General features: G+C 61.5%; 23 protein-coding genes and 1 pseudogene. 15 read left to right on the top strand and 9 right to left on the bottom strand.

Annotated elements, in window-relative coordinates; translation table 11 throughout:
- Window positions 1-139: 139 nt before the first annotated feature.
- From ACLK1G_RS05710 to ACLK1G_RS05700, 3 genes are read right to left on the bottom strand one after another with little or no spacing between them, the layout of a single operon-like run.
- Window positions 140-1,321, bottom strand: a complete 1,182-nt coding sequence (locus ACLK1G_RS05710) for an acetyl-CoA C-acetyltransferase (protein ID WP_420764539.1) — start codon at window positions 1,319-1,321, stop codon at window positions 140-142.
- 11 nt (window positions 1,322-1,332) lie between these two features.
- Window positions 1,333-1,998: a CoA transferase subunit B gene (locus ACLK1G_RS05705; protein ID WP_003180355.1), complete on the bottom strand. Its 666-nt coding sequence runs from the start codon at window positions 1,996-1,998 to the stop codon at window positions 1,333-1,335.
- Between the two features lie 35 nt (window positions 1,999-2,033).
- Complete coding sequence (locus ACLK1G_RS05700) at window positions 2,034-2,732, bottom strand: CoA transferase subunit A (RefSeq protein ID WP_420764538.1); 699 nt, start codon at window positions 2,730-2,732, stop codon at window positions 2,034-2,036.
- Between the two features lie 168 nt (window positions 2,733-2,900).
- Here ACLK1G_RS05700 and ACLK1G_RS05695 point away from each other — a divergent pair, with 168 nt between their 5' ends.
- On the top strand, window positions 2,901-3,812 hold the full coding sequence (locus ACLK1G_RS05695) for a LysR family transcriptional regulator (RefSeq protein ID WP_420764537.1): 912 nt from the start codon (window positions 2,901-2,903) through the stop codon (window positions 3,810-3,812).
- On the opposite strand, the gene ACLK1G_RS05690 is transcribed toward ACLK1G_RS05695, so the two are convergent.
- A complete protein-coding gene (locus tag ACLK1G_RS05690; RefSeq protein WP_420764536.1) occupies window positions 3,792-4,619 on the bottom strand; it encodes an NAD-dependent protein deacetylase in 828 nt (275 codons plus the stop codon). The genes ACLK1G_RS05695 and ACLK1G_RS05690 overlap by 21 nt on opposite strands.
- Window positions 4,620-4,797: 178 nt before the next feature.
- Here ACLK1G_RS05690 and ACLK1G_RS05685 point away from each other — a divergent pair, with 178 nt between their 5' ends.
- The 12 genes and pseudogenes from ACLK1G_RS05685 to ACLK1G_RS05630 all read left to right on the top strand — a co-directional run bounded on the left by ACLK1G_RS05685 (window position 4,798) and on the right by ACLK1G_RS05630 (window position 13,767).
- Complete coding sequence (locus ACLK1G_RS05685; protein ID WP_420764535.1) at window positions 4,798-5,307, top strand: ferritin-like domain-containing protein; 510 nt, start codon at window positions 4,798-4,800, stop codon at window positions 5,305-5,307.
- A 78-nt stretch (window positions 5,308-5,385) separates the two neighbouring features.
- Window positions 5,386-5,655, top strand: coding sequence for a hypothetical protein (locus ACLK1G_RS05680; RefSeq protein WP_420764534.1), 270 nt, complete (start codon window positions 5,386-5,388; stop codon window positions 5,653-5,655).
- A 24-nt stretch (window positions 5,656-5,679) separates the two neighbouring features.
- Window positions 5,680-5,928: a metallothionein gene (locus ACLK1G_RS05675; RefSeq protein WP_420764533.1), complete on the top strand. Its 249-nt coding sequence runs from the start codon at window positions 5,680-5,682 to the stop codon at window positions 5,926-5,928.
- A 442-nt stretch (window positions 5,929-6,370) separates the two neighbouring features.
- Window positions 6,371-6,595 (top strand): annotated as a pseudogene (locus ACLK1G_RS05670) (con-10 family general stress protein); the annotation flags it as partial.
- Window positions 6,590-6,817, top strand: coding sequence for a con-10 family general stress protein (locus ACLK1G_RS05665; protein ID WP_346656878.1), 228 nt, complete (start codon window positions 6,590-6,592; stop codon window positions 6,815-6,817). The pseudogene ACLK1G_RS05670 and the gene ACLK1G_RS05665, both read left to right, overlap by 6 nt.
- Window positions 6,818-7,083: 266 nt before the next feature.
- Window positions 7,084-7,965 carry a manganese catalase family protein gene (locus tag ACLK1G_RS05660; protein ID WP_420764532.1) on the top strand — a complete coding sequence of 294 codons (882 nt, stop codon included), beginning with the start codon at window positions 7,084-7,086 and terminating at the stop codon, window positions 7,963-7,965.
- Between the two features lie 107 nt (window positions 7,966-8,072).
- Window positions 8,073-9,002: a ZIP family metal transporter gene (locus tag ACLK1G_RS05655; protein WP_420764531.1), complete on the top strand. Its 930-nt coding sequence runs from the start codon at window positions 8,073-8,075 to the stop codon at window positions 9,000-9,002.
- Between the two features lie 247 nt (window positions 9,003-9,249).
- Window positions 9,250-9,903, top strand: a complete 654-nt coding sequence (locus ACLK1G_RS05650; protein ID WP_420764530.1) for a hypothetical protein — start codon at window positions 9,250-9,252, stop codon at window positions 9,901-9,903.
- Window positions 9,903-10,334, top strand: coding sequence for a phage holin family protein (locus ACLK1G_RS05645; RefSeq protein WP_420764529.1), 432 nt, complete (start codon window positions 9,903-9,905; stop codon window positions 10,332-10,334). The genes ACLK1G_RS05650 and ACLK1G_RS05645 overlap by 1 nt, the downstream gene beginning before the upstream one ends.
- The gene (locus tag ACLK1G_RS05640) at window positions 10,331-11,140 is read left to right on the top strand and encodes a DUF3618 domain-containing protein (protein ID WP_420764528.1); all 810 of its coding nucleotides are present in this window, start codon (window positions 10,331-10,333) and stop codon (window positions 11,138-11,140) included. The genes ACLK1G_RS05645 and ACLK1G_RS05640 overlap by 4 nt, the downstream gene beginning before the upstream one ends.
- Window positions 11,141-11,254: 114 nt before the next feature.
- Window positions 11,255-12,661 (top strand): saccharopine dehydrogenase C-terminal domain-containing protein, encoded by a 1,407-nt coding sequence (locus ACLK1G_RS05635; protein WP_420764527.1) that lies wholly within the window; start codon window positions 11,255-11,257, stop codon window positions 12,659-12,661.
- An 86-nt stretch (window positions 12,662-12,747) separates the two neighbouring features.
- A complete protein-coding gene (locus ACLK1G_RS05630; RefSeq protein ID WP_420764832.1) occupies window positions 12,748-13,767 on the top strand; it encodes a hypothetical protein in 1,020 nt (339 codons plus the stop codon).
- 14 nt (window positions 13,768-13,781) lie between these two features.
- Here ACLK1G_RS05630 and ACLK1G_RS05625 read toward each other — a convergent pair whose 3' ends face one another.
- Window positions 13,782-13,976 (bottom strand): hypothetical protein, encoded by a 195-nt coding sequence (locus ACLK1G_RS05625; RefSeq protein WP_420764526.1) that lies wholly within the window; start codon window positions 13,974-13,976, stop codon window positions 13,782-13,784.
- Between the two features lie 321 nt (window positions 13,977-14,297).
- Between ACLK1G_RS05625 and glsB the strand changes: the two genes are divergently transcribed.
- Window positions 14,298-15,206, top strand: coding sequence for a glutaminase B (gene glsB / locus ACLK1G_RS05620; protein ID WP_420764525.1), 909 nt, complete (start codon window positions 14,298-14,300; stop codon window positions 15,204-15,206).
- A 200-nt stretch (window positions 15,207-15,406) separates the two neighbouring features.
- On the opposite strand, the gene ACLK1G_RS05615 is transcribed toward glsB, so the two are convergent.
- Entirely contained in the window at window positions 15,407-15,736 is a 330-nt protein-coding gene (locus ACLK1G_RS05615) for a hypothetical protein (protein WP_420764524.1), read from the bottom strand.
- 543 nt (window positions 15,737-16,279) lie between these two features.
- Entirely contained in the window at window positions 16,280-18,223 is a 1,944-nt protein-coding gene (locus ACLK1G_RS05610) for a DNA topoisomerase III (protein ID WP_420764523.1), read from the bottom strand.
- 241 nt (window positions 18,224-18,464) lie between these two features.
- Between ACLK1G_RS05610 and ACLK1G_RS05605 the strand changes: the two genes are divergently transcribed.
- Window positions 18,465-18,872, top strand: a complete 408-nt coding sequence (locus ACLK1G_RS05605; protein ID WP_420764522.1) for a response regulator — start codon at window positions 18,465-18,467, stop codon at window positions 18,870-18,872.
- A 62-nt stretch (window positions 18,873-18,934) separates the two neighbouring features.
- On the opposite strand, the gene ACLK1G_RS05600 is transcribed toward ACLK1G_RS05605, so the two are convergent.
- A complete protein-coding gene (locus ACLK1G_RS05600; RefSeq protein ID WP_420764521.1) occupies window positions 18,935-20,557 on the bottom strand; it encodes an MFS transporter in 1,623 nt (540 codons plus the stop codon).
- 206 nt (window positions 20,558-20,763) lie between these two features.
- Window positions 20,764-22,407 carry a GMC family oxidoreductase gene (locus tag ACLK1G_RS05595; protein ID WP_420764520.1) on the bottom strand — a complete coding sequence of 548 codons (1,644 nt, stop codon included), beginning with the start codon at window positions 22,405-22,407 and terminating at the stop codon, window positions 20,764-20,766.
- Window positions 22,408-22,487 lie beyond the last annotated feature (80 nt).

Genomic DNA, 22,487 nt, shown 5'->3' with positions numbered 1-22,487 from the left:
TTGCTCGCGATGGGGCCAGATTGGACAACCCAAACTCAAGGCATAAAAAAACCGGCGCAACCAAGGTCGCGCCGGTGGTGGTGCCGGTGACTGCGCGAATGTCGTGGGTCCGCGCGGCCACCGTTGTGCCTGTTGTCGGTTACGCCCGTTCCAGCGCGAGGGCAACGCCTTGGCCGCCGCCGATGCAGAGTGTCGCGAGGCCTTTCTTGGCGTCGCGCTTGATCATTTCATGCAGCAGCGTCACCAGCACTCGGCAGCCCGAAGCCCCGATTGGATGGCCCAATGCGATGGCGCCGCCGTTGACGTTGACCTTGTCCATGTCCCATTCCAGTTCCTTGGCGACGGCCAAGGACTGTGCGGCGAAGGCTTCGTTGGCCTCGATCAGGTCCAGTTGGTCAAGCGACCAACCGGCCTTGTCCAGGCAACGACGAGTGGCCGAGACCGGGCCGATGCCCATGATCGCCGGGTCGACGCCGGCGTTGGCGTAGGCACTGATCTTTGCCAGCACCGGCAAACCCAGCGCCTTGGCTTTTTCTGCGCTCATCAGGATCACGGCGGCGGCGCCATCGTTCAGCGAGGACGCATTGCCCGCCGTGACGCTGCCGTCTTTCTTGAACGCCGGCTTGAGCTTGCCCAGGGATTCGGCGGTGGTGCCGGCGCGCGGTTGTTCGTCGACGGCAAAGGCCACCGGATCGCCCTTGCGCTGGGGAATCAGAATCGGCGTGATCTCATCGGCGAAGCGGCCGCCTTCGATGGCGGCGACGGCTTTCTGCTGGGACGCGGCGGCGAAGGCATCTTGCGCCTCGCGGCTGATGCTGTACTTGTCCACCAGGTTCTCGGCGGTGATGCCCATGTGGTAATCGTTGAACGCGTCCCACAAACCGTCGGTGATCATGCTGTCGATCATTTTCGCGTGGCCCATGCGCAAGCCGGTGCGGGCGGCTGGCAACACATAGGGGGCCAGGCTCATGTTTTCCATGCCGCCGGCGATGATCACGTCGGCATCGCCACAGCGAATCGCCTGGGCGCCCAGGTGCAGCGCTTTGAGGCCTGAGCCGCAAACCTTGTTCAAGGTCAGCGCCGGCACGGCGTGGGGCAGGCCGGCGAGGATCGACGCCTGGCGCGCCGGGTTCTGCCCGGAGCCTGCGGTCAGCACTTGGCCGAGGATCACTTCATCGACCTGTTCGCCAGCCAGACCAGTCTGTTCCAGCAGCCGACGAATCACTGCGGCACCGAGCTCCGGCGCGGGAATGGAAGCGAGCGAACCCTGGAAACTGCCGATGGCGGTACGGGTAGCGGCGACAATCACGACTTCTTGCATCGAATCTCTCCTCACTGGGCAGCGAACTGCATTTCAGGGACGTGGTCCGGCACGATCAGCTTGCCGGCGGTCTTGGCGACGATTTCCTCGACGCTGACGCCCGGGGCGCGTTCCTTGAGAATAAAGGCGCCGTCCTGGATTTCCAGGTAGGCCAGGTCGGTGAGCACGCGCTTGATGCACCCGGCGCCGGTCAGCGGCAGGCTGCAGCGAGGCAGCAATTTCGACTCACCGTCCTTGGACGCGTGGGTCATGGTGACGATGATGTTCTCGGCACCGGCCACCAGGTCCATTGCGCCGCCCATGCCCTTGACCAGCTTGCCGGGGATCATCCATGAGGCGATATTGCCTTCGACGTCCACCTCGAACGCGCCGAGCACGGTCAGGTCGATGTGGCCGCCGCGAATCATCGCGAACGATTCGGCGGACGAAAAGATCGACGCGCCGATGCGCGCGGTGACGGTTTGTTTGCCGGCGTTGATCATGTCAGCGTCGACTTCTGCTTCGGTGGGAAACGCGCCCATGCCGAGCAGGCCATTTTCCGATTGCAACATGACTTCCATGCCTTCGGGGATGTAGTTGGCGACCAGGGTCGGGATGCCGATACCGAGGTTTACGTAATAGCCGTCTTGCATTTCGCGGGCGACGCGCTGAGCCATTTGTTCGCGGGAAAGTGCCATGGTGTCATTCCTTCATTCGGGCCGGGGGCAGGGGATCACTTACGCACGGTGCGCTGTTCGATGCGCTTTTCAAACGTGCCGCAGATGACCCGGTCGACGTAGATGCCTGGAGTATGGATTTGTGCCGGGTCCAGCTCGCCGGGCTCGACGATTTCTTCGACTTCCACCACGGTGATCTTGCCCGCCGTGGCGGCCAGGGGATTGAAGTTCTGAGCGGTGTGGCGATAGATCACATTGCCGAAATGGTCGGCTTTCCAACCTTTGACGATGGCGAAGTCGCCGGTGATGGATTCTTCCATCAGGTACTGGCGACCGTGGAACTCGCGTACTTCCTTACCTTCGGCCACGGGGGTGCCGACGCCGGTGGCGGTGAAGAACGCCGGGATGCCTGCGCCGCCCGCACGCATTTTTTCGGCGAGGGTGCCTTGGGGGGTGAGCACGACTTCGATTTCGCCACTCAGCAATTGCTGTTCGAACAGGGCGTTTTCGCCCACGTAGGAAGCCACCACCTTGCGAATCTGCCGGTCCACCAGCAGGACGCCGAGGCCGAAACCGTCAACGCCGCAGTTGTTGGAAACCACGGTAAGGTCGCGGGTGCCCTTGCGCTTGATCTCGGCGATCAGGTTCTCTGGAATGCCGCATAGACCGAAGCCGCCGGCGATGACGGTCATGCCGTCCTTCAAGCCGTCCAGCGCCTCTTCGTAAGAGCTCACGCGTTTGTCGAAACCTGCCATAGACACCTCTTTTATTCTTGAATGGGGTCGCGATGGAATGCAGTGTTGCGCCAAGTCATATATTTGTTAAGTTGATTTTTACGTTGCATTGATTGATAAAACTCAATAATAGCTGGCATAAGCTTGCAGCTCGAAACTGACCACTCGCCGCTGGGAGCGTTAGCGACTATGACCCTCAAGCAAATCCGCGCTTTCCTTGCCGTCGCCCAAAGCCTGAGCTTCGCCGTCGCTTGCGAGCGGTTGCACCTCTCTCAATCGGCCCTGAGCCTGACGATCAAGGCGCTGGAAGAGGGCCTCGGTGGCCGTCTGTTCAGCCGCAATACGCGTAACGTCGCGTTGACCCCCGAAGGCGAATCACTGCTGCCACTGGCCCGCCGGCTGGTGGCCGATTGGGATAACGCCGAAGACGAAATGCGCCAGCGTTTCACCTTGCAGCGTGGCCGTGTGACCTTGGCCGCGATGCCATCCTTCGCCGGCAACCTGCTGCCGCCGATCCTCAAGACCTTCCGCGCGCGGTTCCCAAATGTCAACGTCACGGTCAACGACGTGATCAATGAACAGGTGCTGGAAATGGTCCGCGATCGCCACGTGGAGCTGGGGGTGGCGTTCGAGCCGATGCAGGGTTCGTCGCTGGTGTTCACGCCGTTGTACCTGGACCGTTTCGTCGCGGTGGTGCCGCTGGATTCGCCATTGGCCCAGCGCGACGAACTCCAGTGGGAGACTCTATTGGAACAGCCGTTCATCACCTTGCAACGGCCCTCTACCGTGCGGGTGATGCTGGAGGAGCATCTGCAATCCCGAGGCATGAAACTGCCCGTGGAATTCGAGAGCCACCAACTGGCGACGGTCGGGCGGATGGTTGCCAGCGGCCTGGGCGTGAGCGCCGTGCCGGCCCTGTGCGTCGGCCAGATGCACGAGCTGGGCGCCCGCTGCATCACCCTTGGCGAGCCGGTCATAGAACGAGCCATCGGCGTCCTGACCAAGCCGGGCTACGAGCTGTCGGCGGCGGCGCAGGCGTTGTTCGATACGTTCAAGGATCAGGACCTGTGGGAGCGAGCTTCAGGTCAGCAGCGGCAATAGCTGCTCACACGGCATTTCAACCTTCAAATCCAGCAACTCATCGGCCCGGGTCTTGCCCCGGTTGATCGCCAGCAGCGGCTTGCCCTGGTCCTTGATTGCCCGGCACAGGCGAAACGCCGAATAGGCCATCAATGACGATCCCACCACCAACAATCCATCCGCTTGTTCAACGGCTTCCATGGCGCGAGCGGCGGTGGGTGCGGCGACGTTTTCACCGAAAAAAACCACATCCGGTTTCAGGCGTTCACCCGCGCAATGGGGGCAACGCGGAACCTGGAAGCGTGCCTCGAACGCCGGGTCCAGCAGCGTGTCGCCATCGGGCGCCTGCACTGCGTCGACACCGGTCAGGTAGGGGTTCTCGGTTTCCATCAAGGCCTGGATGTGCTGCCGCTCGCTGCGCTGGCCGCAATCGAGGCACAGCACTCGATGCAAGCTGCCGTGCAGCTCGATGACCTGGCGGCTTCCGGCCCGGTCGTGCAGGGCGTCGACATTCTGTGTGATCAGCGCGCTGATGCGCTCCGCCGCCTGCAACGCTGCAAGGGCCTCGTGGGCCAGGTTCGGGCGCGCTTGGCGCAGGCGTGGCCAGCCCAGCATGGCCCGCGCCCAGTAGCGTCTTCGCGCCTCGGGTTTGGCGAGAAACTCCTGGTACATCATCGGTTGCCGGCCCCGACGAACGCCGTCGCTGTCACGGTAGTCGGGGATGCCGGAAGGGGTGCTGATTCCCGCGCCCGTCAGCACCAGGAAACGGCGCCCGGACAGGTATTCCTGCAGTTGTTCGATGGGTTCACGGTGAAGATCGTCGGGCATTGCTGTGCTCCGCTGGCCTTGAATCGTAGAGGTTAGCATCGGGTCCGCGGTACGCCTTTCGTCGCCCTCCGATGCTGTTTCTTCAAACTTTCCCGGCGCGGCGGACATCCACCCTATGTGCGGTATTTCAGAGCTTTCGCACTGCAGTGCGCCAATGACACTGAATAAGGAGAACGCAATGGCAACCCCTAAAGAGAACCTGCTGGATTGGCTCAACGATGCTCACGCCATGGAACAGCAAGCGGAGAAAATGCTCAAGGCCCAGGCCGAGCGCCTGGAACATTATCCGGTGCTCAAGGCCCGAATCGAACAGCACATCGAAGAGACGCTCGGGCAGCAAAGGTTGGTCGAAGGGTGCATCCAGCGCCTGGGCGGCAGCCCCTCGATGCTCAAGGACATGGCCGGCAAGCTGATGGCGTTCGGTCAGGCCATGGGCGGCATGGCGATGAGTGACGAAGTGGTCAAGGGTGCCATGAGTGGCTACGTTTTCGAAAACCTCGAGATTGCTTCCTACACGGTGCTGATCGAAGCGGCGAAAGTGGCCGGCGACGTGGAAACCCAAAGGGCTTGCGAGCAGATCCTGCCCCAGGAAATCGCGATGGCCGATTGGCTGCGCGACCATTTGCCGGAAATCACCCAGGCATTCCTGGAGCGTTCGGCCAACCCGCATACCGAAGCCAAGCGCTGAGGTTGGAGCTTGCATGAAAGGCGCGGCCGGTTGCTCCGGCCACGTCCCAACCTGCCGTCAAAACGATAGAGGACAGGTATGAAGCAGACCACCGGAGAGGTGAGAGCCATCAATCGACAAAGCGCCAGGGTCGGCGTCTACGTGGCGCAAGAGGATGGCCACACGGTGCTCGAACTGGGCCCCGCCAACGACGTTGACATCGGCGACATCATTGAATGGGACAGCGGCACGGCCGTGGGCACCCAAACTTATCGCAACCTGACCAAAGGTTGGGTTGATGAAGTGTATGTCGCCAAGCATGGCGTTGCGGCAGCGAACCTTGAGGTGCAGTTGCTGGTGGGATCCTGATAGCGCGAATGCAGGAGGAGGAGCATGAGTGAATTGAAATGTGGCTGCCCCGGCTGTCACTGCGACGTCGATCCCGAGCGGGTGTTCAATCACGACGGCGAGGCTTATTGCAGCCAGGCCTGCGCGGAACAACACCCCAACGGCGAGCCGTGCCCGGCGCAGGATTGCCATTGCGAACGCAGTGGCAAAGTTGGCGAACGGGACATTACCAACGATCAACTGGATGAAGCGCTGGAAGAGACGTTCCCGGCCAGCGACCCGATCTCGCCCTGAATCACGCTTTATCCGGGTATCGGCGACAGGGTACCCGGACACCGCAAGCCGGTCAGTGCGGTGGTGCAAGACAACACCGGCAGCCCGCGAGTTTTGGCTTCCTGGAACGGCGCGAGGCCAGGGTGACGAGACCGGTGCAATGGGGTGCCGGCGCCACTCGGCCCTTGGCGGACAGCGTGGAAAGACACGCACTGTATTTAGATGTTCAGAGTAAAGCCATTGTGAGAGCGAACCTGTTCGCGAAGCAGTTCAGAGTTCGATATTCATATCGACTGAGACATCGCATTTGCGAGCAGGTGGCTCCCATAAAGTTGAGCATCTTGATGGCGTTAATTGATCGCCGCTTGGGTGATAGCGAATTTCAATTCATTCCAAGCGCAGCGGTATATAAATTAAGCATTGACCGTTCGTCGCCGTTTGAAGCACTTTCTTCAAACCTTGGATGCGGCATGTTTTCCGAATAAGTACGAGCCAACGGGGTTCGCAAATAGCAACTAACGAGGTGAATGAAATGGCAAATACAGGTAATAACAACCCTGGCAATTTCGCTAACGATCGTGAAAAGGCATCGGAAGCCGGCAAGAAAGGCGGCCAAGCATCGGGTGGCAACTTCGCCAACGATCCGGAACGCGCAGCCGAGGCCGGTCGTAAGGGTGGCCACATGTCGGGTGGCAATTTTGCCAACGATCCGGAACGTGCCGCAGAGGCGGGCCGCAAAGGTGGACAAGCCTCGGGTGGCAATTTTGCCAATGACCCTGAACGGGCATCGGAAGCCGGCAAGAAAGGTGGCCAGGCGTCTGGCGGCAACTTTGCAAATGATCGGGAAAAAGCCTCCGAAGCTGGCAAGAAAGGCGGTGAAAATAGCCACGGTGGCGGTCGTAAATCGTAATGCCCCGTGGTCTACGGGCCTCATGTCGCTGGCATGAGGCCTGTACCAGCCGCTTATTAAAGTGTGTTTACAGTCGGGCATGTCATGCCCGGCTTCGCTTAATTATTCATTATTCAAGGCGGGTTGGTTTTTGTATAACCACAGTGACCGTTCGTCTTATGTCGTGAATAAAAAATAAATTTTATCTGTTTAACTTCTTCTGACTTTCATGGGCCTGTCGTCGGCAGGGTTTCCCATGAACTGTGTCCTGACCGAGGAGTTCAATCATGTTCATTCATAACAAACGATTGCAATATACCGTGCGCGTCGCCGAGCCCAATCCAGGACTCGCTAACCTGTTGCTCGAACAGTTTGGTGGCGCCCAAGGCGAATTGGCCGCAGCGTCCCGTTATTTCACCCAGGCCCTGTCCGAAGATGATCCTGGCCGCAAGGACCTGCTGATGGACATCGCCACCGAGGAGCTCAGCCACCTGGAGGTGATCGGCTCGATCATCGTGATGTTGAACAAGGGCGCCAAGGGCAAGATGGCCGAAGGTGTCGAACAAGAGGGCCAGCTGTATCGCGAGATCAACGGCGCCGGCAACGATTCCCACATCACCAGCGTGCTGTATGGCGCAGGCTCGCCGCTGACCAACTCGGCCGGTGTGCCTTGGACCGCGGCCTACATCGACACCATCGGTGAGCCCACGGCGGACATGCGTTCGAACATCGCCGCCGAAGCCCGGGCGAAAATCGTTTATGAGCGGCTGATGAATGTCACTGATGACCCGGGTGTAAAAGAAGCCCTGGGCTTCCTGATGACCCGTGAAATCGCCCACCAGCTGTCCTTCGAAAAAGCCCTCCATTCCATCCAGCCCAACTTCCCACAAGGGAAATTGCCTGGCATGCCGGAGTTCACCAATGTGTACTTCAATATGTCCCAGGGCGAACCCTCGGTGCGCGGTCCTTGGAATCAGGGCGACGATTGGGAATTCGTCGAGAACCCAACGCCAGCGGTCGATGGCGGAGATGGCATGGCCACTGTGCAGTTGAGTGAGAAAGACGAAGCGCTGCTGATGGACATGAAGGCGCGGACGATGTCCAACCCTGAAAGCGATCCTACGACAGGCGCCGACTTGGGTTCGGGGATGCAAGGTGACAAACTGTAATAAACCGGCGAGGGGGCTTGGGCCCTCTCGCCTGAACATATCGCCCGCCCGTCCCGCCATCAGGGGGGACGGGCGGGCTTCGCGCGGCTAATCGACAAGGACATTAGATGGACCAGCCCACCTCCCGGATTCGATCGCCCTGGCGTACCTGGCTTGATCCTGTGCAAAACAATCTGCTGCTGGGGGTGACCTTCTGGCTTGGATTGGCGCTGGTCGCGGTGCTGTTGCTGTATAGCGGCTATAACGCGCTGGTGGGCGCCGACCGCCAGAACCTGGGCTATGCAGCGCTGGGCGGAACCTCCGGCTTCGCCGCCACCGCCCTGGGGGCGCTGATGGCGGTGGTGCTGCGCGATATTTCATCGCGCACCCAGGACATCATGTTGGGTTTCGCGGCCGGCATGATGCTCGCGGCGAGCTCCTTTTCGTTGATCCTGCCCGGCATTGAAGCGGCGCAAATCATATGTGGCAACCAATTGCTTGCCGCCCTTGTGGTCGTGATCGGCCTTGGGCTGGGGGTTTTGCTGATGGTCGGCCTTGACCGTTTCGTCCCCCATGAGCATGAGCTGAGTGGCCGGCGTGGCCCCGAGGCCAAGCGCATCAACCGGGTCTGGTTGTTTGTCCTGGCGATCACCTTGCACAACTTGCCTGAGGGCATGGCCATAGGCGTGAGCTTCGCCAACGGCGACCTCAAGGTCGGCTTGCCCTTGACCACCGCCATTGCGATCCAGGACATTCCCGAAGGCCTCGCCATCGCCATGGCGCTGCGGGTGACCGGGATCAGCACGTTGCGCGCCGCACTGATTGCGGTCGGCTCAGGGTTGATGGAGCCGCTGGGCGCGGTGATCGGCCTGGGCATGTCTTCTGGCGTGGCCGTGGCGTACCCCATAAGCCTGGGGCTGGCGGCGGGTGCGATGATCTTTGTGGTGTCCCATGAAGTGATTCCCGAAACCCACCGCAACGGCCACGAAACGCCAGCGACCCTCGGGCTGATGATGGGGTTCGCGGTCATGATGTTTCTGGATACCGCGCTGGGTTGAGGCTGGATAGGAGCGTCGGTTGGTCTGTTGGACCAGGGTTGGATCGGGCATTGGTGTACGCACCAATGCCCTTTTTTTTAACGAAACCCAACCCAACGGCGTCGGCGACCACACGGCGTGCAACCCTCAAACTCGTTGGAACTCGGCTCCCATGCGTCCCGTCACTTGTTCTGAGAGGCACTGATCCAGGCATCTGCCCAGGCAGTGCCTGATGTTGAGTTTTTCATCACGGAGGCGATGGACAGACATGACTATCCCGGACAACAACCCCGAGCGACAAAGCGGCACCGCAAGCCAGGGGCGAGCTGAAGAGCCCCTGAACCACATCAAGGATGACGTGAACGAAGCCATCGGCAGCGCCCGAGAGCAGGCCGATGCGCATTTTGGCCAGTACCGCGATACCGCGGCGGACCAGATCGATGCATTGGCGCGTAGCGCCAAGTCGGCCATGTCGGAACTCGAAGCCAACGACACGCTGGGCTTGTCGCATTACCTGGCGGACATGGCCGATAACATGAGCGGCCTGGCCAGCAAACTGCGCAACAAGAGCGCCGAGCAGCTGCTGCACGATGGCTCGCGGCTGGCGCGAGAGAACCCCGGCCTGTTCCTCGCTGGCAGTATTGCCGTGGGTTTCGGACTGTCGCGGTTCCTCAAGGCCGGCACCTCGCCGGTCGCCACCGAAGTCGACAACCCTGCCGCCGAACAGACGGAGCCATCGACCGAAGGGTCCGGCACTCAGCCTTTCGACCCGATACCTGATCCTATCGGTCCGGGTGCCGCGACAAGCAGCAGCGGCCTTGCCACCGGCGTTACCCCGACTTCACCCAGCGTGCAGGACCATCCCAGTGATTCAGCCACCGGCTCGCTGCCGGGCTCGGCCAATACCAGAGGAGAATTGTGATGAATCGACCAGACCCGGATATCCAGCGTCCCGCAGGGGCCCCGGCGCCCGAAAGCGATGCCTCGGTCATGGGCCTGCTCCGGCAGTTGACCCACGAGGTGCCCTCACTGTTCACCAAGGAACTGGCCCTGGCCAAGGCGGAATTCCAGGCCAGCCTCAACACCTTGAAAGCCGGTATCGCCGGTGTGGCGGGCGGCGCAATGGTGCTGATGGCCGGCTTCATCATCTTGCTGATGGCCGTGGTGTATGGCCTGAGCACGATGATGGCGCCCTGGTTGGCCGCGCTGATCGTTGGCGTCGTGGTGATGATCATCGGTTTCGTCATGGTGCAGTCCGGCAAGAAGCAATTCGAACCGTCCCATTTCAAGCCTGACCGAACGCTCGACGCCTTGAACAAAGACCAGGAAGCCCTGCGGAGGAAAGCCTCATGAAGGATGAATTCAAAACAGAATCGGAAAAGAGCCCGGAGGCCATCGAGCGCGAGATCGATGAGCAGCGTGCCCATATCAGCCATATCGTCGATGCCCTGGGCAGCAAATTCACCCCGGGCCAGATGCTCGACCAGGCCTTGGGCCTGGTGAAGGGCAACGGCGCGGAGTTCTTCGGCAACCTGGGCACCACAGTACGCAACAACCCCGTGCCGACGGTACTGACCACGGTCGGATTGTGCTGGCTGATGCTCGGCCAGAACCATCCGCCTCGGGTTGGCTATCGCGTCGGACCCGACCAGGACACCGGCGGCTGGACCGAGGGGCTCGCCAGTGGCGTGGGCAGTGCCCGGAACCATCTGCACGACACCACCGACTCCTTGCGTGAGGGTTTCCACCATCTCAAGGACAAGGCCTCGCATCTGGCCGAAGGTTTGGGCTCCGGTGCCCGACAAGCCCGGCGCAGCGCCCATGAAACGGGTGAGCGCATGACCCAGGGCTCCCACGACCTGGGCGATCAGTTCAGCCGCTTGCTCAAGGAGCAGCCGTTGATGATGGCGGCGGCGGGTATAGCCTTGGGCGCGATGTTGGGAGCGGCCTTGCCCAGTACCACCACCGAACAGCGAGTGATGGGCAAGACCAGTGCCGACCTGGCCGACAAAGCCAAGCAAAAGGCGCGCGAGGGGTATGAAACGGTGCGTGACACGGTAAGCAAGACCACCGAGCATCGTGATGAACCCGGCGTCGAGCCGGCCAACGGACGTGTGCATTCAGGCGCGGACCTGTCCGGTGGACTGGGGACTTCATAGCGAACACAGGGCGCGGCGCGGGTCGAGCCGCGCCGCACCTGTCAACATTGACAGTAGCTTCGGTCGTCGTTCGGTTATTTCATGGGAAATACACCGTCTTCAAGGAAGCAGCACATGAAACATCAGGTCCCGTTCACCGGCCATCTGGTCTTCATCGGCTTCGGCTCCATCGCCCGGGCCACCTTGCCCTTGCTGCTGGGGCAGGAGCACATCGAGGTCCGGCAGATCACTGTTATCGCACCGGTCATCGAGCAGAACATCTGGTTCAAGGAGCGGGGCATCCATTTCGTCCGCGAAGCATTGACCGAGCCGGATTTCGCGCAAATCCTGGATCGCTTCGTCGAGCCGGGTGACTTCATCGTCAACCTGTCAGTGGAAGTCAGCTCCCTGGCAGTCATTGCGTATGCCTTCGACAAAGGCGCTTTTTACCTGGACACCTGCGTCGAGCCATGGGCGGGGGGCTACACCGATCCGCAGTTGGACCACGCGTTGCGCACCAATTACGCGTTGCGCTATCAAGCCCTGAATTTGCGCAAAAAACTGGGCAGGGGCCCGACGGCGATCATTGCCCACGGGGCCAACCCAGGCTTGATTACCCACCTGCTCAAGGCCGGCCTGGTGGAATTGGCCATGCAGCTGAACCATCCGCTGCCCGAGGATCGCCAGGGCGTCGACTGGGCCCGGTTATGCATGGAAATGGGTATCAAGGTCATTCATTTCGCCGAACGCGATACGCAACGGTCCCAGCGTCTCAAGGAAGACGATGAGTTCGTCAACACCTGGTCGGTCCACGGCTTTATCAGTGAGGGCACCCAGCCGGCGGAGCTGGGTTGGGGCAGCCATGAGCGTGTCTGGCCGCCATCCGCGCGGCGGCACCGTTTCGGCAGTCGGAACGCGATCTATCTGGAGCGACCGAGCGCCAGCGTGCTGGTAAAGACCTGGACGCCCCTGGGCGGCCCATGCCTGGGGATGCTGATCACCCACCATGAGACCGCTTCGACAGCCGACCTGCTGACCTTGAAGGATCAGCGCAAGTTGCTTTATCGACCCACCCTTCATTACGCCTACCATCCTTGCAACGATGCCTTGCTGTCGGTGCACGAACTGATCGGCCGAGGCTGGCAGGCACAAACCCGGCAGCGCATCCTCAACGGTGAAATCGACAGCGGCGGCATAGACGCCTTGGGCGTTTTGTTCATGGGACATGAGCTTAACGCCTACTGGTTCGGCTCGCTGTTGAGTATCGATGAAGCCCGCGCGCTGGTGCCGTTCAACAACGCCACCAGCCTGCAAGTAGCGGCGGGTGTGCTGTCGGGGGTTGTCTGGGCGGTCGAGCATCCGGACCGAGGCATCGTCGAGCCCGAACAGATGGATCACGAGCGCGTGCTGGAAATCGCCAGGCCTTACCTAGGCACACTGGCCGGGCAGCGCACTGATTGGACACCGAGTGGCGCCAGCCCCAATCCATCAACGGACGACCCGGCGCAGGACTGGCAGTTCGCGCATTTCACTCGGTTCTAACTGCTGCGACCCTCTCCACAGAAACCGACCCGATTCCAACGCCTATACTCAAATCCCTGGAACCCTTGGTGCCCGGTGGCGCAATGGTGCTGCGTTCGCTGATGCTGGTCGTGATGCTCGTTCTGGCGGGGTGCGCCACGTCTCAGCGCGGCCAGCCGGTGGCCACGGTCGCGATTGCCCAGGACACGTGGCGACAGGTTGACCGACAAATCATCGTCGCGTCGAAAAGTGCCCTTGAACAGGCTCAGCTGTATGCGCATGGCTCAATGGAGCATTGGCGGGTGCTGGTCTACGAGCGCACGGAGGCCGAGTTCATCCCCTGGTTCAGCAGTTACTGGACCCAGGAATGGCTGGCCCTGAAAGTCAGCTGGTATTCGGCCAGCGCCGAGGGCGAGGCGGATTCGGCGGCCAAGCGGCTGTCGGTGTACTTGCAGGCACAATATCGCGAGCAGGTGTTGGAACCCGTGGCGGTGGAAATCGATCCCGAGGCAATCAGGGCCAATGCGACGGGTTATTACTTGCGCCTGCTCAATCAGCAGATCCAGGTGATCGCCCAGCGACATCGCATCCCACCCGAAGTGATGAACCGGCGTCTGCACAGCATCACGGCCATCAACCTGGGCCCGCCAGCGGCACGCAATGCGTCGTTGTACGAAATGGTCCACACCGAACCGCTCAATACACTGCCGGCCTACGCGGCGTTGATCGATCATGTCGACAAGGCGGCAGACACCGGTTCAGGTCCGTCGGACGCGGTGATCGCCACGGTGGCGCAACGCACCAGCGAAAGGATCGAAGCCCAATTCGTCACCCGAGGGGCGGCCGGTGCGGCGGCGGCCGTGGCTGGAAAGGCGGCCGGGGCGCTGATTTCAGTGGGCGTGGCGGGCATCCGGGCGATGATCCACGAGGGCGAACGGGAAGAAATGGAAGGGCACATCCGCAAGAGCCTGAGCGCCGCGTTCGACGAAGCCTGGTTCAAATCTCTCAAGCATCCCCTCAGCGGGGTGATGGCTGCGGTGTATTACCTGGCCGGGGAAATCGATGGCAACCTGGTGGAAGCGGACCTTGCCGATCGGCCGGTGCAACTGCGCGCCATTGCTCCATGACCGGTGTCTGTTCCCTAGTCAGACCCCAGCGTGACGCGACAGCCCTTGCGATGGCGGATCTGTTCGTCCGTGGGACGCTCCTTGATAAATTCGAAGCGCGGCTCGCCTTCGCTGTAGATCACCAGCCAGCCCCATTCCAGTTCGTTTTCATCCTGCCCAGGCTGGGGCGGCGCGGCCCACCAGGGTTCTTTTTGCATGATCTGGCGCATCGTTTACCTCCTGCCGGTTGATCCTTGACTATAGACCGTTGGATCTTGCGACTAGCGCCCCCGCAACTTTTAGAAAGTCATGGCCGGACGCTGTTTTTGTGGCGAGGAAGCTTGCCCCCGCTGAGCCGCGCAGCGGCCCCTCATTCCATCGCTCGGTCTGTCCGGTTGCGGCGACCAGCAATGGGGCTGTAGCACAGACCAGCGGGAGTAAGCTCCCTCGCCACGTTTTTTGGACCGAGCCAGTGTGCTCTGAACCTCCCCGTCGGCGTCTAGCGTCTGTATCCCCGCACTCGAATGGGGAATGATCGGACCCCTGCGCACATGCAAGCACTGTTGAACGAGATCCTCGATACGGTTCGTCCCCTGATCGGCCAGGGCAAGGTGGCCGACTACATCCCCGCCCTCGGCACCGTGGCGGCCAATCAGTTGGGCATTGCCGTGTACAGCAATGATGGCGAGATATATTGCGCGGGCGACGCCGAGACAGCGTTCTCGGTGCAGAGTATCTCCAAGGTATTCAGCCTGGTTCAGGCCATCGAGCATTCCGGGGAGGCCATCTGGGAACGCTTGGGCCATGAGCCCTCCGGCCAGCCCTTCAACTCCTTGGTGCAACTGGAGTTCGAACGCGGCCGTCCGCGCAACCCGTTCATCAACGCCGGCGCGTTGGTAATCTGTGACATCAACCAGTCACGCTTCGCAGCTCCGGCGCTGTCGATGCGTGATTTTGTACGGCGGCTGTCGGGTAACCCCCAGATACTGGTCGACGGCAAGGTCGCCGAGTCGGAGTACCAGCACCGTGCCCGCAACGCGGCGATGGCCTACCTGATGCAATCGTTCGGCAACTTCCATAACGACGTGGAAGCGGTGCTGCGCAGTTATTTCAGCCACTGCGCGCTGCGAATGAACTGCATCGACCTGGCCCGGGCGTTCTGCTTCCTGGCCAACGACGGTTTCTGCAAGCACAGCGGCGAGCAGATTCTCAGCGCTCGCCAGACCCAGCAAGTCAATTCCATCATGGCCACCAGCGGCCTGTACGACGAGGCGGGCAATTTCGCCTACCGTGTCGGCCTGCCGGGCAAGAGCGGCGTCGGCGGCGGGATCGTCGCGGTGGTGCCAGGACAGTTCACCGTGTGCGTCTGGTCGCCGGAGCTCAACGCGGCTGGCAACTCGCTGGCCGGCATGGCGGCGCTGGAATTGCTCAGCCAAAGGATTGGCTGGTCGGTGTTCTAAGGCTCTGTACGAAATGTATCCGTACTCACCCATACTGCGTTGAAACGGGGCTCGGAATGCTCATGTACTCCAGTACACTGCGCTTCCTCGCCCCGTTTCGCCTTGTCTGGCCTTCGCGCGAACACATTTCATACAGACCCTCGGGGCCAAAAAAAGAGCCCGCTCCTGAGTCAGGAGCGGGCCCTTTTGTATGTGTGATATCAGCAGAGGCGGTCGACGACCCGGACCTCGGCAGTGTCCCGCACCGATTGCCAGGTTTGGGTCAGCGTTTGCAGCACGCGGCCCATGAAGTCCTTGTCGGCTGCGGCCTTCTTGCCCACGTAGCCTTGGCCACGGCGGTACATCTTCAGCCGCGCACACAAGTCTGCCTGGCTCTTCTCGAATTCGTCTTCCTGGGTGAAAGGCGAGAGGCAGTCCATATGGACCTGGCCGGTCTTGCTGATCCACAGGATATGGCTGTCCAGGCTGTCCTTGTGTGCTGCGAACATGCGAGCCAGTTCATCAATAGATGGTTGATTATTCAGATTCATGTGTAAGCCCCTTGACCATTTGGTTGATCTGTCTGGTGGTTCGCAAAACTTCGCTGTTCGGTAAGTGCCTGCCTGATACCGAAATCAGGCCGTCAGCATTCGTCCGCCGGACTTCTGCGGGGTCGTGCATCGGTTGTGTAGTGTTAATCGAAGGGCTGCTACGCAAATGCGCTACAACGAAGAGAAACAGCGAAGAATCTTCAGGCCAGTGTCGACTTTCGAGGGTCGAGCCCATGCGTCATGAGGATTGATTCGCCAGCGTTTCTCGTCCTTGTCACCGGACGGTCATGCCAGGTCAGCACCTTCAATCTGCCTTGTGGGCAGTCCCTTATCCAAAAAAACAGCTCGGCGGTCAGACGAGCTTGCTCAAACATTTGCCTGTACTCCCGATCGGGGAGACGTCTGCATCATGCAAGGGCAAATCGGAGGCGTCAACGGTTTTGTAGTGATTATTTTTGGTCACTACATATTGTCGGACAAAATGGTTTGGGTATGAAAAAAGGCCGCGAGTCATTACCTGTGGCAAGGGAGCTCATCTGACAGTCAGGTGGCCTTGGCCTTGGTTTTGCGCGGCGCGCCCCCAGACTTGCGCTTGGCCGGCTTGCGCTTGTTCTTCCACGGCGTGGCGCCTCGCCCGGCGGGGCTGGCCGGGCCGCTGATGGTCAAGCTCATCCCCTGGCAGCGGGCGACGTGCTTGCTCATCCAGGCGGCCTGCCGGGTAACGAATTCCTCCAGGCTCATCTCGCCGCTTTGCACCATGTCCAGCGCTTGTTCCCAGATGGCGGTGGTGCCGGGGTCGGCGATCGCCCGAGGCACGGCGTCGATCAGGCTGAAGGCGGCTGGGGTAGCCGACAGGGCCTTGCCGTTTTTCACCAGGTAACCACGGTCGAGCAGGCCCTGGATGATCGATGCACGGGTCGCCTCGGTGCCGATGCCGGTGGTGTCCTTGAGCTTCTGTTTGAGCAGCGGATCCTCCACCAGCTTGGCGACGTTTTTCATCGCCTTGATCAGGTCGCCTTCGGTGAAGGGCTTGGGCGGCTGGGTCCACAGGTCCTTTGGCGTCACCGCGTCGACCTTGCAATCGCGGCCCTCGGCCAGTGGCGGCAAGGTTTGCGGCGTGGGGGCTTCGCGACCTCGTGCGGGCGCCAATGCTTCGGGCAGGGCGCGTTTCCAGCCAAGTTCGACGATCTGCTTGCCCACCGCGCGCAGGTCTTGCCCAGCGCAATCGAAGTCGGCCTGGGTCCGGTCGTATTCATGATTGGGCAGGAATTGCGCCAGGTAACGTGCGCGAATGAGCGTATAGACGGCCCGTTGCTTTGCGGCGAGCTTGTCGAGGTTCTTCGCCGCCGCCGTGGGAATGATTCCGTGGTGTGCGCTGACCTTGGCGTCGTTCCAGGCCCGGGACTTGCGCTGCGGCTGCAGGTGATCGCGCAGCGGGGCAAGGGCCGGGTCGGCCTGGGCGAGGGCGGCCAGGATCGCGGGTGCTTCGCTGTGCTGGCTCAAGGGCAGGAAACCGCAATCGCTGCGGGGATAGGTGATGAGCTTGTAGGTCTCGTAGAGCGATTGGGCGATGTCCAGGGTTTCCTGGGCGCCGAGTCCAAGTTTCTTCGAGCAGACTTCCTGCAAGGTGCCGAGATCGAACGGCAGCGGCGGGGCCTCGCGCAGGCGTTCGGTGCGAACCTTGGTCACCCGCGCGGTCGCGGCGTTGCCCATGGCCTGGGCAGCATTGCGCGCCAGGGCCTGGTTCAGGCAGCGCTCCTGATCGTCGCAGGCATCCGGGTCGGCGCGCCACTGGGCGGCAAACGCCGTACCGGCATGGCTCAGTTGCACGTCGATGGCCCAGTAGGCGACCGGTACGAAGTTGGCGATGCTGCGGTCGCGATCCACCACCAGTCGCAGGGTCGGTGTCTGCACGCGGCCCACCGGCAGGACGCCTTGATAACCGGACTGGCGCCCCAGCAGCGTGAACAGGCGGCTCATGTTCATGCCGATCAGCCAGTCGGCCCGGGAGCGACCCAGTGCCGAGTGATACAGGTTGAAGGTTTCCGCTCCCGGCCTGAGGGCGGCGAGGGCCTTGCGGATCGAGGCTTCGTCCAGGGCCGATAGCCAGAGGCGCTGGATAGGTCCGCGATAGCGGCAATGCTCCACCAGCTCCCGAGCGATCATTTCGCCCTCGCGGTCGGCATCGGTGGCGATGACCAGTTCCTTTGCTTCACCCAACAGGCGCTTGACCGCTTTGTACTGGCTGGCGGTTTTCGGCTTGACGGTCATCTTCCATTGCGCCGGCACGATGGGCAGGTCGGCCAGCACCCAGCGCTTGTAGCGGGCATCGTAGGCGTCGGGCGGCGCGGTCTCCAATAGATGGCCGATGCACCAGGTCACCGTGACGTTCGCGCCCAGCCAGCAGCCATCGCCGCGCCGGGTGGCGCCCAGTACCGCGGCGATGTCCTTGGCCTGGGACGGTTTTTCACACAGGTACAGCCGCATCGCGCCTCTTCCTAAGCAGGTTTCATGGGGCGCTAGCATGGTCAGGGATTGGCGCCGGGGCAAGCTTTATCTGTATGGATATACAGATAAAACATTGCGCTGCGTTGCAACGACCCCCTTGGCAAGACAGCCCGGCGACTGGATGGGAAAGCAGAATGAATTTATCGCAAGGGCATCGCTCATAACTTTCAGAGCGGCTCAAACCGCAAAGCATGTTAATGGAATCAAGGAGAGTCACTTCATGAATTCGATGCCGAAGGGCAACGGACAGGCGAGCACACGTTTGATTCTCGTCGTCGAGGATGATCCGACCATCCTGGAATTCCTCTGCGAGATCCTGGAGGACGAAGGATTTGTCGTCGAGCCCAGGGAAAGCGCCGATTCGGCGCTGACATTTCTGGAGGAAAGCGCCGATTACGTGGACCTGTTACTCACCGACATCACCATGCCCGGCGAAATGGACGGGGCCGACCTGGCCAACCTGACCGGGGATCGTTGGCCGCAGATCCCGCTGCTGATCATGTCGGGCTTCGAAACCCCGGAAAGCGCCGGGATCAAGCACCAGGCCTCGTTCATCGCCAAGCCATGGGCGCTGGGGCAGATGCTGGATCTGGTGGAGAGCACGGTCAAGAGCCACTCGGTACACTGAGCTGACGACAGCATCCGTGGCGAGGGGATGGATCCCCTCGGCACAAAGGGTCCAATGAGTGCTCAGTTGGTGTCCAGGTCCACGTTGCGCGTTTCCCGCAGGCAGATCATCCCCACCACCAGGCTCACCCCCGTAATCACGACCGGGTACCACAGCCCGTAGAAAATGTCCCCGGTATAGACCACCAGGGCGAACGACACCGTGGGCAGGAAACCGCCGAACCAGCCATTGCCGATGTGGTAGGGCAAGGACATGGACGTATAGCGGATCCGGGTTGGGAACAGTTCGACCATCAGGGCCGCCAACGGGCCGTAGCACATCGCCGAAATGATGATCAGCGCGACGATCAGGGCCACGATCATCGGCCGATTGATCTGCTGGGCGTCGGCTTGTTGCGGGTAACCGGCCAGGGTCACCGCGCCACGCAGGGCGGCTTCGTCGTAACCTTCGAGCTTCACGTCTCCGACGCTGACCTGCACGGTGCTGCCGGCCGGTGCCGCGACGCTGCTGTAGGGCAGGCCTTGCTTGACCAGGAAGGTTTTGACCTTGTCGCAAGGGCTGTCGAAACGGGCCTTGCCCACCGGGTCGAACTGGAAGGTACACGTGGCCGGGTCGGCGACTACCGTGATCGGCGCCTGACGGCTCGCCAGGTCGATGGCGGGGTTGGCGTAATGGGCGAGCGTCTTGAAGATCGGGAAGTACAGCACCGTCGCCAACAGCAGGCCGATCATCAGCACCGGTTTGCGCCCGACCTTGTCCGACAGCCAGCCAAAGAAGATGAAGAACGGCGCGCCGATCACCACGCTGACGATCAGCAGGCTGTTGGCGAGGGCCGGGTCCATCTTGAGGAACTGGGTAAGGAAAAACAGCACGTAGAACTGCGCTGCATAGAAGGTGACCGCTTGCCCGGCGTTGATACTGAACAGGGCGATCAGCACCACTTTCAGGTTTTCCCATTTGCCGAACGATTCGCGAATCGGCGCCTTGCAGCACTTGCCTTCTTCTTTCATTTTCAGGAAGGCCGGCGACTCGTGCAGGCTCAGGCGGATCCAGGTGGAAATGCCCAGCAGCAGGATCGACAGCAGGAACGGAATGCGCCAGCCCCAGACTTCGAACTGATCGCCGGTGAAATAGCGGCAACCCAGTACCACCAGCAGCGACAGCAACAGCCCCAATGTTGCGGTGGACTGAATCCAGCTGGTGTGGAACCCACGCTTGCCCATCGGCGCATGCTCGGCGACATAGGTCGCCGCGCCGCCGTATTCACCACCCAGGGCCAGGCCCTGGAGCATGCGCAGCACCACCAGGATGACCGGCGCGGCGATGCCGATGCTGGCGTAGTTGGGGAGCAGGCCGACGCAGAACGTGGCCAGGCCCATGAGGACGATGGTCGCGAGGAAGGTGTATTTGCGCCCGATCATGTCCCCCAGCCGCCCGAACACCAGCGCACCGAACGGCCGCACGATGAAGCCGGCGGCGAAGGCCATCAGCGCGAAAATGAACGCCGTGGTGTCATTCACTCCGGCGAAGAACTGTTTGCTGATCACCGCCGCAAGGGCGCCGTAGAGGAAAAAGTCGTACCACTCGAACACCGTCCCGAGGGACGAGGCAAAGATGACTTTCTGGGTTTCCTGGCTGGTGCCGGCGCTGCGCGTGGCTTCCAGGGGCTGAACATGTTCAGACATAGCGGTATCCCTCACAGTGATTGTTTTTGTTGTTCCACTGCGACGCCGGGTGGGGGCGTCTCCTGATGTGACACACTTTCTTGATCCAAATGTTTTCCTTGTGGGAGCGAGCCTGCTCGCGATAGCGGTGTGGTGGTCGACATGAACGTTAGCTGACACACCGTCATCGCGAGCAGGCTCGCTCCCACAGGGATCTCCAGTGTCTTTCAGACTGTGGCCGACTCCTTTTGGCTTGTGATGCTGACGGTGATGGGTTCGAGGATCATCCGGGCAGCCTTCTCGGCGATCATCAACGTTGGCGAGCAGGTGTTTCCCGAAATGATGCGCGGCATGATCGAGGCGTCGGCGATGCGCAGGCCCTTGATGCCGTGCACGCGCAGTTGCGCATCCACCACGGCGTCGCCGTCCTGGCCCATGCGACAGGTGCCCACCGGGTGGAAGATCGTCGTGCCGATGCGGGCGGCGGCCTGATGCAGTTCCTCTTCGGTCTGCAGGCTGGGCCCCGGCAGGTATTCCACTGGTTTGAAGGCGCCGAGGGCCGGGGAGGCGACGATTCTTCGGGTCAGGCGGATCGCGTCGGCCGCGACCCGCAGGTCTTCGGGGTGGCTCAGGTAGTTGGGTTGGATCAACGGCGCTTCACTCGTATCGGCTGAGCGGATGTCCACGCGGCCGCGGCTCATCGGGCGCAAGTCACACACCGATGCGGTGAATGCCGGGAAGCTGTGCAAGGGTTCGCCGAAGCGCTCCAGAGACAATGGCTGCACATGGTATTCGAGGTTGGCCGAAGTCTGTTCCGGCCCCGAGCGGGCGAAGGCGCCGAGTTGGCTGGGCGCCATGGACAGTGGGCCGCTGCGGTCATACAGGTAGCGCAGGCCCATGCCCATCTTGCCCCACAACGTACCGGCGATCTGGTTCAGGGTGCGGGCGTTTTCCAGTTGATAGATCAGCCGCAGTTGCAGATGGTCCTGCAAGTTGCCGCCCACGCCCGGCAACTCGTGCGCCACGCCAATGCCCAAGCGTTGCAGCAAGCTGCGCGGGCCGATCCCGGAGCGCTGCAGGATGCCCGGCGAACCGACGGCCCCGGCGCACAGGACGATTTCCTTGCGAGCTTTGAAGCTCATGGCCTTGCCTTGCCAGCGAGCGCTGACAGCGTGTGCGCGGTCATCGCGCAACAAAACGCGGTCGACTTCGACTTCGGTCAAGACCGTCAGGTTGGGGCGAGTGCGTATCGGCTTGAGGAAAGCCTTGGCCGCGTTCCAGCGTATCCCGGCTTTCTGGTTGACCTGGAAATAGCCACAGCCTTCGTTGTCGCCGCCATTGAAATCCTCGACGTTGGGGATGCCGCTCTGCTCGGCGGCGGTGCGAAAGGCGTCGAGGATCGGCCATGACAGGCGCTGGCGCTCGACGCGCCATTCGCCGGCCGCGCCGTGAAGTTCGGAGTCTCCGGCGAAGTGGTTTTCGCTTTGCCTGAACAACGGCAGGACGTCCTTCCAGGACCAGCCAGCGTTGCCTTCGGCGGCCCAGCCGTCGTAGTCCGCGGCCTGGCCACGCATGTAGATCATGCCGTTGATGGACGAGCAGCCGCCCAACACCTTGCCGCGCGGATAGCTCAGGGCGCGGCCTTGCAGGCCCGGTTGCGCTTCGGTCTTGAAGCACCAGTCGGTGCGCGGATTGCCGATGCAGAACAGGTAGCCGACCGGGATGTGAATCCACGGATAGTTGTCGCGCCCGCCGGCTTCGAGCAGCAGCACCCGGTGTTGCGGGTTGGCCGACAGCCGATTGGCCAGCAAGCACCCGGCAGGGCCGGCGCCCACGATCACGTAATCGTATTCATCGACGACAGGTTGCATTCGCGACCTCATTTATTGTTCTTGTTGGCTCATCGTAGTTGTTAGTTTTCGTCAAAAGAATGTTAGTTTTTGCGCACCTG

The organism is Pseudomonas algeriensis, from assembly GCF_048847255.1.
Lineage (GTDB): Bacteria > Pseudomonadota > Gammaproteobacteria > Pseudomonadales > Pseudomonadaceae > Aquipseudomonas.
This window is presented reverse-complemented; position numbering and strand designations above follow the sequence as displayed.

What these genes read in the sequence shown, in the direction of transcription:
- ACLK1G_RS05650 (WP_420764530.1), top strand. Translation starts at nt 9,250, where the DNA reads ATGACTATCCCGGACAACAACCCCGAGCGACAAAGCGGCACCGCAAGC.
- ACLK1G_RS05635 (WP_420764527.1), top strand. Translation starts at nt 11,255, where the DNA reads ATGAAACATCAGGTCCCGTTCACCGGCCATCTGGTCTTCATCGGCTTC.
- ACLK1G_RS05600 (WP_420764521.1), bottom strand. Translation starts at nt 20,557, where the DNA reads ATGTCTGAACATGTTCAGCCCCTGGAAGCCACGCGCAGCGCCGGCACC.
- ACLK1G_RS05610 (WP_420764523.1), bottom strand. Translation starts at nt 18,223, where the DNA reads ATGCGGCTGTACCTGTGTGAAAAACCGTCCCAGGCCAAGGACATCGCC.
- ACLK1G_RS05680 (WP_420764534.1), top strand. Translation starts at nt 5,386, where the DNA reads ATGAAGCAGACCACCGGAGAGGTGAGAGCCATCAATCGACAAAGCGCC.
- ACLK1G_RS05685 (WP_420764535.1), top strand. Translation starts at nt 4,798, where the DNA reads ATGGCAACCCCTAAAGAGAACCTGCTGGATTGGCTCAACGATGCTCAC.
- ACLK1G_RS05605 (WP_420764522.1), top strand. Translation starts at nt 18,465, where the DNA reads ATGAATTCGATGCCGAAGGGCAACGGACAGGCGAGCACACGTTTGATT.
- ACLK1G_RS05645 (WP_420764529.1), top strand. Translation starts at nt 9,903, where the DNA reads ATGAATCGACCAGACCCGGATATCCAGCGTCCCGCAGGGGCCCCGGCG.
- ACLK1G_RS05710 (WP_420764539.1), bottom strand. Translation starts at nt 1,321, where the DNA reads ATGCAAGAAGTCGTGATTGTCGCCGCTACCCGTACCGCCATCGGCAGT.
- ACLK1G_RS05695 (WP_420764537.1), top strand. Translation starts at nt 2,901, where the DNA reads ATGACCCTCAAGCAAATCCGCGCTTTCCTTGCCGTCGCCCAAAGCCTG.
- glsB (WP_420764525.1), top strand. Translation starts at nt 14,298, where the DNA reads ATGCAAGCACTGTTGAACGAGATCCTCGATACGGTTCGTCCCCTGATC.
- ACLK1G_RS05655 (WP_420764531.1), top strand. Translation starts at nt 8,073, where the DNA reads ATGGACCAGCCCACCTCCCGGATTCGATCGCCCTGGCGTACCTGGCTT.
- ACLK1G_RS05705 (WP_003180355.1), bottom strand. Translation starts at nt 1,998, where the DNA reads ATGGCACTTTCCCGCGAACAAATGGCTCAGCGCGTCGCCCGCGAAATG.
- ACLK1G_RS05615 (WP_420764524.1), bottom strand. Translation starts at nt 15,736, where the DNA reads ATGAATCTGAATAATCAACCATCTATTGATGAACTGGCTCGCATGTTC.
- ACLK1G_RS05690 (WP_420764536.1), bottom strand. Translation starts at nt 4,619, where the DNA reads ATGCCCGACGATCTTCACCGTGAACCCATCGAACAACTGCAGGAATAC.
- ACLK1G_RS05595 (WP_420764520.1), bottom strand. Translation starts at nt 22,407, where the DNA reads ATGCAACCTGTCGTCGATGAATACGATTACGTGATCGTGGGCGCCGGC.
- ACLK1G_RS05665 (WP_346656878.1), top strand. Translation starts at nt 6,590, where the DNA reads ATGTCGGGTGGCAATTTTGCCAACGATCCGGAACGTGCCGCAGAGGCG.
- ACLK1G_RS05700 (WP_420764538.1), bottom strand. Translation starts at nt 2,732, where the DNA reads ATGGCAGGTTTCGACAAACGCGTGAGCTCTTACGAAGAGGCGCTGGAC.
- ACLK1G_RS05640 (WP_420764528.1), top strand. Translation starts at nt 10,331, where the DNA reads ATGAAGGATGAATTCAAAACAGAATCGGAAAAGAGCCCGGAGGCCATC.
- ACLK1G_RS05660 (WP_420764532.1), top strand. Translation starts at nt 7,084, where the DNA reads ATGTTCATTCATAACAAACGATTGCAATATACCGTGCGCGTCGCCGAG.
- ACLK1G_RS05675 (WP_420764533.1), top strand. Translation starts at nt 5,680, where the DNA reads ATGAGTGAATTGAAATGTGGCTGCCCCGGCTGTCACTGCGACGTCGAT.
- ACLK1G_RS05625 (WP_420764526.1), bottom strand. Translation starts at nt 13,976, where the DNA reads ATGCGCCAGATCATGCAAAAAGAACCCTGGTGGGCCGCGCCGCCCCAG.